Raw genomic sequence first — 13,104 nt, forward strand, 5'->3', positions numbered from 1 at the left:
ATACTGCTATAAATTTTAAATAATTATTTCTCTCTCATTAGTAGTGATCTAATAGATTGATAATCTTTACTTAATAAATAGCAGTGTAATGGATAAAAGAATAATGTATTGTTTTTTATTGCAAATAGAACACAACAGGCACGCTACTGTGAGAATGGATCCATATTGATCGTGGTATTTAAGACGAAAAACGAAGAGACATATGCCTCGAACATTTTGTTACGTTATTTCTGCTAGTTGTTGTTTGGCAAAGCACTGCGGGCAATAGAACAGATGATGCGGGAGGGGGATGCCGGCAAAACAGGCACAGTACGCCTGTTTTTTGTGTTTCTAGCGTGCTTAGATAAAAAGAGAAATCCTAGACGTCAGTTGCTTGCTGAGGGATGATAATTCCTGTGTAGAATTGCTTTGCAGAGTCTGGAAAGTTACTGCAAAATACGGCGGGTACAACAAGTACATATCTCGTCGAATTCTCGGTAATGCTGTAAAAGCATTGACCTGCAAGTAATCATATTCTAGGGCGACTGCATGAGCGAAACAGAACGCATTTTTTTTGCAACGTATGAAGATTTTGAAGCGCATTTATTAAAGCTTGGCCTGTTCCATATGGACTTGGCGCACAGCAGGATTGATGCGGTATTGGAAGAAGCTGAACTGAAACGGCCTGATTATCCGGCTGTTCAGGTTGTGGGTACAAACGGAAAAGGTAGCACAAGTTCGTTCTTATCTGCTTTCGGGCAGGCGACCGGACTGACTGTAGGGTTGTACACTTCCCCGCATTTTGTGACGCCGCGTGAGCGTATTCTTATTAACGGCCAGATGCTGGACGAAGAAGAATGGTGCGATGTAGCTAATGATGTCATGGAGTGCGGCGGCGAGACTCTTACCTATTTTGAGCTTCTCACCGTGATGGCAGTCTTCTTCTTCTCAGATTATGAAGTTGATCTGGCTATTTTTGAAGCAGGGCTTGGCGGCACACATGATGCGACATCAGCCATTGAACGCGATCTGGTTGTGTTTACCCCGATCGGTCTCGACCATGTGGATGTGCTTGGGCACAGTATAGAAGATATTGCACGGGACAAAGCGGGGGCAATGCGAAAAGGTTTGACTGCCATTACGCATGTGCAGGAGCAATCCGCCATGAGTGTATTGAAGGAAGAAGCAAAGAACATTGGCGCTATCTTGCTTAAAGCAGAAGGTACTGTCACCTTGCCGCAAACATCCCGAATTGGGCTGACTGGACAGCACCAGAAGGACAATGCCTTACTTGCACTGGGTGCATTTAGACAGCTTGTAGACATGTACGGCTGGACCCCTGCTGATATTATGGACTGGGATGACGTAAAGGAAATCGGTATTGCTGATGCATGGATCGCAGGGCGCTTCCAGCATATTGCAGCAACGGATTCCCTGCCAAATCTGTATCTTGATGGTGCGCATAATGTACCTGCATTTGATGTGCTGACAGCAACCCTCAAGGAAACAGGGACTGAGCCCGCAGCTATTATCTTCGGCTGCATGGAGAATAAGGATATTGAAACTCTTGCTCCGAAAGTTCAGTCGCTGACAAAAGGGGCTATTCTGCTTCCGCAGTTTGTTCAGATGAACCGGGCAGAACCTGCGGCACGTCTTGCCGAACAATTTGATGATCGTACACAGGTCTGCGAGTCATTGCAGGATGCGCTCACTCGTAGTAAAGAAATAGCAGGAGATAAGCCTGTTTTGCTATGCGGGTCTCTCTATTTACTTGCAGAATTTTTTGCTCTGTATCCGGAATTTTTACAGCGTTAAGGAGCTGTGTGTGTCTATTCTTTTCCGCGCGTTGCCGTCTGTAGATAAAGTACTTGATGCCCTTACTGCTTCAGGGGAATTTGCGAATGTCCCCCGTTCTATTGTGCGTGAACATGTGAACGGATTTCTTGATGTCTGCCGTGAAGAAATTCGTGCTGAAGTCATCCTTGAGCCGGAACAACTGGCACTGGAAAACATTCTTCCACGCATGAAAGCCTACATTCGTGCGCAGTCCCGTCCGCATTTCAGACGGGTACTGAATGGAACCGGCGTTGTGGTGCATACTAACCTTGGACGTTCTCTCCTTGCAGAGTCTGCGGTTGAAGCTGTGACCGAAGCATGTGCGCATTATTCGAATCTGGAATTTGATCTTGCCACAGGTGAACGCGGGAGCCGTTACAGCCATGTAGAAGAACTGCTTTGTCAGGTCTGCGGTGCTGAAGCAGGACTTGTGGTGAACAATAATGCTGCGGCGGTATTGCTTGTGCTCGATACCTTATGCAAAGGGAAAGAGGTTCCTGTTTCACGCGGGCAACTGGTTGAAATCGGCGGCAGTTTCCGTATTCCGGAAGTTATGGAAAAGAGTGGAGCCACGTTGCGAGAAGTGGGGGCGACCAACCGTACGCATGTAAAAGATTATGAGCAGGTCATTGGTGAAGAAACCGGTGCGCTGCTGCGCGTGCATACCTCCAATTACCGTATTGTTGGTTTCCACAAAGAGGTTACGCTGGAAGAGATGGTTGCCTTGGGTAACAAGCATGATCTTCCTGTAATTGAAGATTTGGGAAGCGGCAGTTTTACAGATTTTTCTTCCCTGCGCATCGGTGAGGAGCCGACTGTGCAGCAGGTTGTCGGAGCCGGTGCGGATGTTGTTACCTTCTCCGGTGACAAAGTTCTTGGTGGACCTCAGGCGGGGATTATCGTCGGTAAAAAGAAATATATCGACATGATTAAACGTAATCCGATGAACCGTGCGTTGCGTATTGATAAAATGACGCTTGCCGCTCTGGAAGCCACCATGCGTTTGTACCGCGAGCCGGAACTGGCACGCACAGAAATCCCAACTCTTTCTATGATGTTTGCAGATCAGCCTTCGTTAAAGCAACGTGCGCGTCGTCTTGCTAACAGAATCAAAAAAGCATTCGGTGATCAGGTGAAGGTTGCCGTTCTGGATGGAAATTCCCGTGTAGGCGGTGGTTCCTTCCCTGAGCGGGATTTGCCAACAACGCTTGTGGCGATTACGCCGTCTTTAGTGTCGGAAACAGCTCTTAAAAAAGCACTGCTTGATACTGATCCGCCGCTGGTTGGGAGAATTGAGCATCAGGCATTCTGTTTAGATCCGCGCACCTTGACCGATAAAGAATTTGCACTGGTTATCGAAGCGCTTAAGCAGGCACTGCAGACCCTTTCAAAATAAATATTCCCATAGCATGCTGTGGGTAGGAGATATTTCTATGACCTCTACAAAATTGACCAGCGAGCCGAAAAACTGCTGGGAAGTGTATTCTAGCGACAGCGACCTTGCAGCAATGGACTCCCTTGCTGCGCGTTATGTTGAATTTCTTTCTACCTGCAAAACTGAGCGCGAGACCATTGCTTACGCAGTACAGCGTCTTGAAGAAGCAGGATTTTCAACGGATGCTTCCACAGGAAAATACTACACCATTCTACATGATAAAACCTTGTTTGTTGCCCGTAAGGGGACAAAGTCATTAGCGGAAGGCGTGCATCTTATCGGTGCTCATGCGGATACTCCGCGTGTCGATTTCAAACAGCACCCACTGTATGAAACCTGCGCTGTCGCACAGGCAAAGACGCACTACTACGGTGGTATTCGTAAATACCAGTGGCTTTCCCGTCCGTTGGCATTGCACGGTGTTGTCATAAAAGAAAATGGTGAAAAAGTTATTGTGAATATTGGGGAAGATGCCACTGATCCGGTATTCACAATTGCAGATCTTTTGCCGCACCTTGCACAAGATCAGTCCAAAAAGGTTCTTGCAGAAGCATTTGAAGCAGAAAAGCTGAACATCATTCTTGCCCATCGTCCGGTTGAAGGCGAAGAGGAAGAAGATAAGGATGCACCGAAAGACAAAATTAAACAGCGTGTGCTGAACATTCTGCACGATAAATACGGTATTGATGAAGAAGACCTGTACTCTTCCGAATTACAGGCAGTACCGGCAGGCCCAGCCCGTATGGTTGGTCTGGATGAATCCATCATCGGCGGCTACGGTCAGGATGACCGCATCTGCTGTTTTGCAGCACTGGAAGCATTGCTTGAAACCGGAGCACCTGAGAACACGCAGGTTGTTGTTCTGTGGGATAAAGAAGAGATCGGTTCAGAAGGTTCCACCGGTGCCAAATCCCGTTTCTTTGAATACTGCATTGAAGACATCATTGAAGCATGGAACCCGAATGTACGGTTCCGTCAGGTAATGCTGGCGACACGTGCGCTGTCTTCTGATGTGCACGGCGCAATGGATCCTGACTATCAGGAAGTACATGAAAAACTGAACTCTGCGACACTTGGGTACGGTCCGTGTTTCTGCAAATTCACAGGGCATCGTGGTAAGTATGAAGCAAACGACGCGCATCCTGAATACCTTGGCTGGCTGCGTGGTGTTATGAACTCTGCAGGTGTGCCGTGGCAGATGGCTGAGCTTGGCAAAGTGGATCATGGTGGCGGTGGTACCGTTGCAATGTATCTTGCCATGTACGGTATGAACATTGTGGACTTTGGTCCGGGGCTGCTGGCAATGCACAGCCCGTTCGAACTGGCAAGCAAAGCGGATTTATACGCAACAGTGAAAGCATTTTCTGCTTTCCTCGAAGCTAAATAATATGACTAAGCGATGGGACATGTTTCCATCGCTTTTTGTTTTTGAAGAGTTTTTTGAAGCAGCCTGTTGTTGCCTCTGGTGGGTCTTCGACGAGCAGGAGGGCGTTGCCCCTTGCACCCCCACAAGGGGACGCGTCCCCTTGACCCCAGCTATACGCGAATCTTTCCGTTATGTATGATGTTGGATGCCGCGTATGAGCTACCTTTCCGTGACGAGAGAAAAAGCCTGCCCTTCAGGTAATGGGTAGTCTAATGACTAGAAAGGTAGTGAAGCAAATGCTGTGGGGTTCATCAAAAAAACGAGCTGGCATCGTGAATAAAAGTTTTTGGAGAGTCCAGAGAAGCCTTTTTCAAAAAGGTTCTCTGACCGCCGGAGGCTTGAAGTCTTCAAAAGCTTCTATAAATCTGGTTAGAAAGAGAGAAGGCGGCGAGCATTGCCGTTATACAATAGGTGCAACATGCACAAAGCTGTAAGGAGTTTGGATATGATAGATTTTATGTTTCACATGCCGACAAAGTTGATTTTCGGCAGCGGCAAGCTGAAAGAACTGGCAAATCCAGAAAACGTTCCCGGTAAAAAAGCGTTTATTGTTATCAGCTCCGGCGGTTCCATGATTCGCCACAGCTACCTTACCTTTGTGCAGAATATGCTGAACCATAACGACGTGGAAAGCGTGGTGTACAACAAGATTCAGGAAAATCCTGTTCTCGACCACGTCACAGAGGGCGCAAAGCTGGCAAAGCAGCATGGCTGTGATTTTGTTATCGGTCTTGGCGGTGGTAGCTCCATAGACTCTGCAAAGTCTATTGCCCTGATGGCAAACAACGACGGCAACTACTGGGATTACATGCAGGCCGGTACAGGTGGTAAAAAGACGCCTAAAAATCCAGCACTTCCGATTGTTGCTATTCCGACAACAGCAGGTACAGGAACCGAAGCTGACCCGTGGACAGTCATCACCAACAGCGAAACCAATGAAAAGATTGGCTGGGGAAATGACTCCACCTATCCAACCCTTTCCATTATCGACCCGTGGTTTACCCTTACTGTGCCGCCAAAAGTAACCGCGTTCACCGGTATGGATGCCTTTTTTCATTCCGTAGAAACATATCTTTCTATGCAGCGTCAGCCGACAAGTGATCTGCTGTCACAGCAGGCAGTACAGCTTATCAACACTTTCCTGCCGGAAATCGTGAAAGAAGGGCAGAATATCGAAGCGCGTACAATGGTTTCATGGGCTTCAACTGCTGCTGGTGTCTGTCAGTCACTTTCTTCCTGTATGTCGCTGCATTCAATGGAACATGCGCTTTCAGCGTACTATCCGCAGATTCCGCATGGAGCAGGTCTGATTCTGCTTTCCCGTGCATACTTCAAACATCTTACCCCGCATATGCCGGAGCGCATGACTGACCTCGCATACTTTATGGACGTAGACGTTGATGCTCTGCCGGAAGAAAAGCGTCCATTTGCGTTTGTCGATGCACTCGACAAGCTCATCAAAAACATCGGCATGGGTGAGCTCTCCTTAGCCGATTACGGCGTGGAGAAAGAAGACTGCGCTAAGATGGCAAAGAATGCCATGGAGACAATGGGCGTGCTCTTTACATGCACTCCGGTTGAAATGTCCGAAGAAGAAGTAACAGCAGTCTTTGCTGACTCATTTTAACAGAACTGCTTTCGTAAGCCTCTCTGAAACTCTTAAGAGTACAGGTGAGGAATAATTTGGAAAATAAAAAAGTTCTCATCGTCTTGATGAGAACTTTTTTTATTTTTCCATGTTGATGCTGGAGTGGTAAAGGCAAGTTGCTAGTCAACGCAGCCGGTTTGTTGTTTATTTTCTAACAAAGGCCAGCCTTGCGTAAAATGGTAACACCATCTTTTTGCATTGCATTGCAGATATGGAAAAATTCAACAATATCAAGGCGACGCTCTCTACTCTCAATCTTGGAAATATAAGACTGAGGCTTACCCAGACTATCCGCAAGTTGCTTTTGGGTTATTCCGGCATGTTTGCGCTCTGCTACGAGTGTGTCGATAACAGCTTTGTACTCAATTGAATGTATTGATTTCACCGCATTCCTCCATATTGATAGAGGGAAGGGTAGGATGTATTTACAAATATCCCAAAATGGGATATTTGAATCAATACTAGTGCATTATTTTTTGGAAATCCCTACGTGCTAATAAACAATCGCAGTCGTGTAATTACATTACGGTAACTGACTACGCCGCATTACCAAGTTCCCAGTCGTACTCCCTACATGACTGGGCATAGTAAAGCCCTTGTTTACACAAGGGCTTTCTTAGATTTGTCGTAGTGTATTGGTAATACAAGATCCCTACCCGATTTTCGGCAGGGATTTTGTAGCTTATAGTAAGAAAACTATTCCCAAGGCGAAATATTTTGTTCACGTAACCATGAATAGGGCGGTCTGATGCCGTATTGCAGGAGGGTACCAAGCTGACTGTCGGGTGATCCGGTGCCTTTCAGGTCTCCTTGATGCAGGACGATCATGGAGTCTGCCAGATCAAAGACGGGCTCAAGATCGTGCACAGAGACGATCTGGGTGAGTCCTTGTTTCTTGTTTTCCTTCATTATTGAACGCATCTCGAGCATAGCGGGATAGTCCAAGCCTGAGAAAGGTTCGTCCAGCAAAAGAACAGATGGTGTTGAAAGAAGGGATACAGCAAGGCAGAGCTTTCTTTTTTGTCCGTAGGAAAGTGCATGAACAGGGGACTCCCAATGTTCGAGTAAAGAGAAGCGCTCTGCCATTGAGCGGCAGGTCGCTTCTGCTTCCACGTCGTTGATCGGGAATGCGAGCATCATGTCTTCAGCAACAGTAGCGCCGATGATTTGTAAGTCAGCATCTTGCAGAACCAGTGCACTTTGTGCCCGTAACTGCTGTTCATTTCCTTTGGCTTCTACGCCGGCAATATTCAGTGTTCCTTCAGACGGAGTCTGCAAACCTGAAAGCAGAGAGAACAGGGTTGATTTGCCGCTTCCGTTCACTCCGCACAGGCAGACAAGTTCCCCTTTGCCAATGGTAAAGGACAGCTCGTTAAGTGCTGGCGAGGTATTGCCACGGTACGTAAAAGAAAGGTTCTCTGCTTTTATCATTCCGGCAATAATCCTTGTTTACGCAAAAAGCGTAACGCAACCGTTGCGGCGGCAACCTTCGCCAGATCTGCCCAGATGAAAGGAACAATGCCAATGGCAGCAGCTTTTGCGTAAGAAATATCCAGAACAAACTTTAAGCGGATAAATCCCACAAGGTAGACAAATGCCAGTCCGAGTATTCCCCAGATGAATGGCATGAGAGCGCTTTTGCTGCGTTTCCCGAAACCGGCAAGGTATGCTGTGCCAATAAAGCCGAGAAGGTAACCGCCAGTAGGGCCGAAAAGAATGGCAAAGCCGGCTTTACCGCCTGCAAAGATTGGGAGTCCGATGGCACCTGCCAGAATGTAGAGTATCATTGCGGCTGCACCGCTGACAGGGCCGAGAATGAATCCTGCCAGAACGATGAAGAAGGTCTGCAGGGTTACCGGAACCGGGCCGATTGGAATCTGGATAAGAGCGCCGACTGCGATAAGAGCGGCAAGCAGTGCAGTCCAGACCTGTGTGTGAAGTCCTTTAAGTGGTGAAGATTGCATACGTATCCTTACAAATGGTGCCCGAAGATACGGGCAGGGTGTGTCTGTGTGTGCACTTTGTACGGCAAAGTGCTGTGCAGGGATAACCTGCTGAAAGCTATACTAACGGGGATATGCAAAGGTCACAAGTATGACTAGGCAAACATGGATTGCATATATGTGCAGTTTCGGACAGGTGTCTTTTGTAGACGGATGAAACAAGGTGCGTTATTGAACGTTTTTCTGCAAAACTCAATGGTAGTTTTAAGTAATGAAGCAACTTTCTGAATATACTCCGCGTCTGGAAGTCCCGTTGTGCGGCCGTAACTGGGTACTGGATAGAGCCGCTGATCTTGAAACATTATGGGAATCCATGGTGGATGATGAGTTTGGCGATGACGAGCGTCTGCCGTACTGGACAGAGCTTTGGCCTTCCAGCCTTGTGCTTGGCGAGCACCTGTTTGTCCACAAAGAAGAAATCGTCGGTAAACGTTGTCTGGATATCGGGTGCGGGCTTGGTTTGACAGCAATTATTGCATCGTGGCTTGGTGCACATGTTATTGCAATGGACTATGAGTTCGAAGCCTTACGTTTTGCCCGAAAGAACGCGGCGCTTAATGATGTTCCCCAACCGGTATGGACGCTTATGGACTGGCGTTTTCCAGCTGTGCGTCCTCAGTCTGTTGATGTCATGTGGGGCGGGGACATTATGTATGAAGTACGTTTTGTAGAACCGGTACTGTCGTTTCTGGAGCATTGTCTTGTCCCTGGCGGGCGCGCCTGGGTAGCAGAACCCAATAGAAACGTGTACAAGGAATTTAAAGCGCAGCTTGATAAAAGGGGATGGAAATCCCGCAAGTTGCTTACTGAGAAAACATCGGCCATCTACGAGCAGCCGTCTAAAGTTACTGTTAATCTTTGGGAACTGTCCCGCTAGAAATCAGGCAAGTCTGGAGGTAATATGGGACGTACAATCCGCTTTGGTGTATCCCTCGATTCTGAACTGTTAGAAAAGTTTGATGATTTATGTGAAGACCGTTGTTACCAGACACGCTCAGAAGCTATCCGCGATTTGATTCGTAATACGCTTGTGCAGCAGGAATGGGAACAGGATGAGAAAGAATTAGCAGGAACACTGACCCTTGTGTACGATCACCACAAGAGTGATCTTGCGCAGCGGCTTACAGAAATTCAGCATGACGCGCATGATATGATCATTACCTCCCTGCATGTGCACTTAGATCACGACAACTGTCTGGAAGTTCTTGTTCTTAAAGGAAATGGAGCCGATATTCGCGCATTGGCTCAAAGGCTTACCTCCACTAAAGGTGTTAAGCACGGAAAATTAAATTTAACCACAACAGGACAAGACATTGCCTAAGCAGCTGCAAGATATTCAGATGAGTTCGTCCGAGGTGGCTATTCCTATTGATAGCGTCGGCGTGAAGAACCTGCGCGTTCCCCTTTCAGTACGTGACCGTGAGAAAGGCGCACAGCACACCATTGCTCAAGTGGAAGTTGGGGTTGATCTTCCAGCGGCCTTTAAGGGCACGCATATGAGCCGTTTTGTGGAATCACTCGAAAGCTTTGGTGAAAAACTTGATTACCACAGCTTAAAGGAACTGCTCGCGCAGATTCAGGAACGTCTCAGCGCACGAAACGCATTCATTTCCTTTACCTTCCCGTATTTTATGACACTGCCGTCACCGGCAACAAAGCGTGAAAGCCGTATGGACTACGAAGTAACGCTTACCGGCGCACTTGAAGACAACCATATGAGTTGTATGCTTGAAGTGTGTGTGCCAGTCATGACAGTGTGCCCATGCTCCAAAGCGATTTCAGATGAAGGCGCACATAGCCAGCGTGCAGAAATTCGTCTTCAAATCAGCATGAGCGGCTTTGCATGGATCGAAGAGTTTATTGAGATTGCAAACAACTCAGGCTCTTCTCCAGTATACTCACTTCTTAAGCGCGAAGACGAAAAATACGTGACCGAGTACGCATTTGCGAACCCGACTTTCGTAGAAGACGTAGTGCGCACAGTCGCAAAGCAACTCAGTGACCATGAAAAAATTGACTGGTACAGAGTGGAAGTGGAAAGCTTTGAATCTATCCATAACCACAGTGCCTATGCCGTGATCGAGAGTAAATAGCGGAGATTTGCTTTTAGTTTTTTTTGCCTCCGGCGGGTCTTCGACGAGCAGGCGGGCGCTGCCCCCTGCACCCCCACAAGGGGACTCGTCCCCTTGACCCCAAGTAAACGCGAGGCCAGCACGTTTTTAACATCACTGGAAGCCGCGAATACGTTACCTTTCTGATAATAAAATGGGCTGTTCTGCATAACGCAGGGCAGCCTTTTTTTATGAGTTTACGTAACTGACTCGCAAGGTGTGATGTTGAAAGGTAGCTTCACGCGACTCCCATCTGATGGAAACAACGTAGTGAATGCGCACATAAAGTTTTTAGGAAGGGGGGCTGGGGGAAAGCCCTTTTTTCAAAAAGGGTTTCCCCCAGCCGTCGGAGACATTTTCTTTAAAGCGTCGCAGACCCGCCGGCGGCACTTATCCCAAAGGCTATTCGCCGCCACCAGAGATTGCAAAGCCTTGATCGGCAAGCCCTGTTGAGGCAGGTGTTCCTGCTATTTTGCTCAGGAACACGTCACCGAGTTTTTGGATATGTCCTGCTATCGAATCGAAGTAGTTGTAATGCATCTGCTCTTCTTCGAGGATTGTTTCAAAGACTTTCTGGCTCACACTGTCGCCGTTTTCGCGACAGACCATGAGGAACTGGTTATATTTGTCTATGGTGTCGTCTTCCTGATTGGCATCAAACGGGAAGATGCGTTCTACAGCTTGCTTTCGTTCCACTGGACAGCAAAGGTCGGCTGTTGGTTCACCGCCGAGTTCTTTTATGCGTTCTGCAAACATTTCCGCGTGGCGCATTTCGTCGAGCGCTATCAGCTTAACTTGCTTGGCAAGTTCCCCGTAATCCATGTCATCCAGTCCATAGTGCTGGTTCATGTACTGAGTGATGGCATGCAGCTCCATGCTGCGTGCTTTGTTCAATACTTCAATGACCTTTTGGCGACGGGCATCTTTATCTGAGTTACTCATACAATCTTCTCCTGAAAAAGGTAGCGAGTTCCTGTTTCTATTTGGGAAAGACTGTAACGTATTCTCAGTATGAGAGACTATGATAGTCGCGGAGCTCTAGCACCCGCACAGGCGTTGTGAACTGGCGTGCATGCGTCCTTCAATTCCGGCAATGGTTTTAGGAATCTGCTGTCCGAGAATGCGGTGACCGTCGCGGGATATGTATACATCATCTTCAATGCGGATGCCGCCGAATTCGCTGAATTGCTTGGCGGTTTCAAAGTTGATGAAGTCTTTGCAGGTACCTTCTGCTTCCCATTGTTCCATGAGAGCCGGAATAAAGTAGCATCCCGGTTCAACGGTGACGACAAACCCACGCTGGAGCTTACGGGCAAGACGCAGTCCGCGCAGTCCGAATTGCTCGGAGCGTTTGTAGGTTTCATCGTATCCTACGTAATCTTCACCGAGTCCTTCCATGTCGTGTACGTCCAGACCGAGCATATGACCGAGTCCGTGCGGGAAGAAGAGGGCATGGGCTCCTGCATCAACAATATCCTCCACAGCACCTTTTAAAAGACCGAGGTCACGCAGACCGGATGCAATTGTGGTTGCAGCGGTGAGGTGGCAGTCCACAAACGGAATTTCCGGCGCACATTTTGCGATGGCTGCTTCCTGTGCTGCAAGAACAATGGCGTACACATCACGTTGCTGGTCGGTGAAGGTGCCGGATACAGGGAATGTTCGAGTAATGTCGGATGCGTAGTGGTTTGGTGATTCTGCTCCAGAATCGATGAGCAGCATGTTTCCAGAGTGAAGAATGTGTGTGTAGTCGTGGTTATGCAGAATCTGGCCACGGCCTGTGCATATAGGTGTGAACGATGCAGTGCTGCCTGCAAGTGCCAGTGTTGAGTGAAGGATGGAGGCTATCTGGCGTTCGGATGCACCGGGGCGGGTTGCGGCAAGTGCATTAGCGTACATGGCATAGGATGTTTCCAGAGCCAGTTCAATTTCCATGACTTCTTCAATGGATTTAATGGAACGCATGGCAACCACTTCTTGAATCAGCGGTTCGGAAATATAGGTGTTAGCCTCGGTGACACCGCAATCAAGCAGGTGAACAAGGCGCATGCGGGTGTCAGCTCGGTAGATTGGTAAAATATGTATCGGACGCTGTTTTTTTTGTGCGTCTGCGATCATTTGTTCGAGTGTATTTTCTGCCCCGTATTTTTCTGCTCCGCACCGTGCTGCAAGCTCTTCTGGAGTTGCAAGCGCGCCGGACCAGATAATGTCGTCCATGGAAAATCCCTTATCAAAATACCATGATTCTTCGGCATCAAGGTCAATGACTCCGGTTAGTCCTTCATGGTCATGCCCGAAGTAATAGAGAAAGGATGAATCTTGACGGAAAGGGTACGCGTTGTCTGTGTAGTTCATTGGAGAAGCAGAATGCCCCGGCAACAGTACCAGACCTTTTTCACCGCGCTCTGAAAGACGCGCGCAAAGTGTTTTGCGTCGCTCAGCATACGTAGCAGCAGAAAACATGAAGCCTCCAGTTCGTCTTGTGAATGGTATTGTCACAAGTAATGCAGGAAAGGGAAATGTGTTGTGGTGGCGAGATGATAGCTTCTTATGAAGGGTTTGGAAATCAAAAAAGGCTTCATGACTCGCTGACGTCATGAAGCCTTTTCTGTTCCAGTGCCGGATGATGGGTGGTGGTGGGTGTGGAGGTGGGTCCTCCGCGCGAC

The 13,104-nt window shown here is 48.0% G+C and carries 12 protein-coding genes; 7 read left to right on the top strand and 5 right to left on the bottom strand.

Annotation, left to right across the window (positions count from 1 at the left end):
- Positions 1-528 precede the first annotated feature (528 nt).
- The 4 genes from SP90_RS15220 (at position 529) to SP90_RS15235 (ending at position 6,303) form a co-directional block, all read left to right on the top strand.
- Complete coding sequence (locus tag SP90_RS15220) at positions 529-1,794, top strand: bifunctional folylpolyglutamate synthase/dihydrofolate synthase (RefSeq protein WP_066858301.1); 1,266 nt, start codon at positions 529-531, stop codon at positions 1,792-1,794.
- Between the two features lie 10 nt (positions 1,795-1,804).
- Complete coding sequence (gene selA / locus SP90_RS15225) at positions 1,805-3,211, top strand: L-seryl-tRNA(Sec) selenium transferase (protein ID WP_157471344.1); 1,407 nt, start codon at positions 1,805-1,807, stop codon at positions 3,209-3,211.
- A 37-nt stretch (positions 3,212-3,248) separates the two neighbouring features.
- Complete coding sequence (locus SP90_RS15230; RefSeq protein ID WP_066858307.1) at positions 3,249-4,637, top strand: aminopeptidase; 1,389 nt, start codon at positions 3,249-3,251, stop codon at positions 4,635-4,637.
- 484 nt (positions 4,638-5,121) lie between these two features.
- A complete protein-coding gene (locus tag SP90_RS15235; RefSeq protein ID WP_066858310.1) occupies positions 5,122-6,303 on the top strand; it encodes an iron-containing alcohol dehydrogenase in 1,182 nt (393 codons plus the stop codon).
- 172 nt (positions 6,304-6,475) lie between these two features.
- Here SP90_RS15235 and SP90_RS15240 read toward each other — a convergent pair whose 3' ends face one another.
- The 3 genes from SP90_RS15240 to SP90_RS15250 all read right to left on the bottom strand — a co-directional run bounded on the left by SP90_RS15240 (position 6,476) and on the right by SP90_RS15250 (position 8,288).
- The gene (locus SP90_RS15240) at positions 6,476-6,709 is read right to left on the bottom strand and encodes a helix-turn-helix domain-containing protein (RefSeq protein ID WP_066858313.1); all 234 of its coding nucleotides are present in this window, start codon (positions 6,707-6,709) and stop codon (positions 6,476-6,478) included.
- A gap of 311 nt (positions 6,710-7,020) precedes the next feature.
- Positions 7,021-7,755, bottom strand: a complete 735-nt coding sequence (locus tag SP90_RS15245; protein ID WP_066858316.1) for an energy-coupling factor ABC transporter ATP-binding protein — start codon at positions 7,753-7,755, stop codon at positions 7,021-7,023.
- A complete protein-coding gene (locus tag SP90_RS15250; protein ID WP_066858319.1) occupies positions 7,752-8,288 on the bottom strand; it encodes a biotin transporter BioY in 537 nt (178 codons plus the stop codon). The genes SP90_RS15245 and SP90_RS15250 overlap by 4 nt, the downstream gene beginning before the upstream one ends.
- Before the next feature lie 250 nt (positions 8,289-8,538).
- Here SP90_RS15250 and SP90_RS15255 point away from each other — a divergent pair, with 250 nt between their 5' ends.
- The 3 genes from SP90_RS15255 to folE2 are packed head-to-tail and all read left to right on the top strand — an operon-like array spanning position 8,539 to position 10,420.
- Positions 8,539-9,204, top strand: coding sequence for a class I SAM-dependent methyltransferase (locus SP90_RS15255; protein ID WP_066858322.1), 666 nt, complete (start codon positions 8,539-8,541; stop codon positions 9,202-9,204).
- 24 nt (positions 9,205-9,228) lie between these two features.
- Complete coding sequence (gene nikR, locus SP90_RS15260) at positions 9,229-9,648, top strand: nickel-responsive transcriptional regulator NikR (protein WP_066858325.1); 420 nt, start codon at positions 9,229-9,231, stop codon at positions 9,646-9,648.
- Positions 9,649-9,652: 4 nt separating this feature from the next.
- Positions 9,653-10,420 (top strand): GTP cyclohydrolase FolE2, encoded by a 768-nt coding sequence (folE2, locus tag SP90_RS15265; RefSeq protein ID WP_066858388.1) that lies wholly within the window; start codon positions 9,653-9,655, stop codon positions 10,418-10,420.
- 420 nt (positions 10,421-10,840) lie between these two features.
- Here folE2 and SP90_RS15270 read toward each other — a convergent pair whose 3' ends face one another.
- Positions 10,841-11,380, bottom strand: coding sequence for a ferritin-like domain-containing protein (locus SP90_RS15270; RefSeq protein WP_066858328.1), 540 nt, complete (start codon positions 11,378-11,380; stop codon positions 10,841-10,843).
- A 96-nt stretch (positions 11,381-11,476) separates the two neighbouring features.
- Positions 11,477-12,901: an aminopeptidase P family protein gene (locus SP90_RS15275; RefSeq protein ID WP_066858332.1), complete on the bottom strand. Its 1,425-nt coding sequence runs from the start codon at positions 12,899-12,901 to the stop codon at positions 11,477-11,479.
- Positions 12,902-13,104 lie beyond the last annotated feature (203 nt).

This window comes from Halodesulfovibrio spirochaetisodalis (assembly GCF_001672295.1).
GTDB classification, from domain to species: domain Bacteria; phylum Desulfobacterota; class Desulfovibrionia; order Desulfovibrionales; family Desulfovibrionaceae; genus Halodesulfovibrio; species Halodesulfovibrio spirochaetisodalis.

Coding starts and splice junctions, on each gene's coding strand:
- SP90_RS15255 (WP_066858322.1), top strand. CDS start 8,539: ATGAAGCAACTTTCTGAATATACTCCGCGTCTGGAAGTCCCGTTGTGC.
- SP90_RS15270 (WP_066858328.1), bottom strand. CDS start 11,380: ATGAGTAACTCAGATAAAGATGCCCGTCGCCAAAAGGTCATTGAAGTA.
- SP90_RS15245 (WP_066858316.1), bottom strand. CDS start 7,755: ATGATAAAAGCAGAGAACCTTTCTTTTACGTACCGTGGCAATACCTCG.
- nikR (WP_066858325.1), top strand. CDS start 9,229: ATGGGACGTACAATCCGCTTTGGTGTATCCCTCGATTCTGAACTGTTA.
- SP90_RS15230 (WP_066858307.1), top strand. CDS start 3,249: ATGACCTCTACAAAATTGACCAGCGAGCCGAAAAACTGCTGGGAAGTG.
- SP90_RS15250 (WP_066858319.1), bottom strand. CDS start 8,288: ATGCAATCTTCACCACTTAAAGGACTTCACACACAGGTCTGGACTGCA.
- SP90_RS15235 (WP_066858310.1), top strand. CDS start 5,122: ATGATAGATTTTATGTTTCACATGCCGACAAAGTTGATTTTCGGCAGC.
- SP90_RS15220 (WP_066858301.1), top strand. CDS start 529: ATGAGCGAAACAGAACGCATTTTTTTTGCAACGTATGAAGATTTTGAA.
- SP90_RS15275 (WP_066858332.1), bottom strand. CDS start 12,901: ATGTTTTCTGCTGCTACGTATGCTGAGCGACGCAAAACACTTTGCGCG.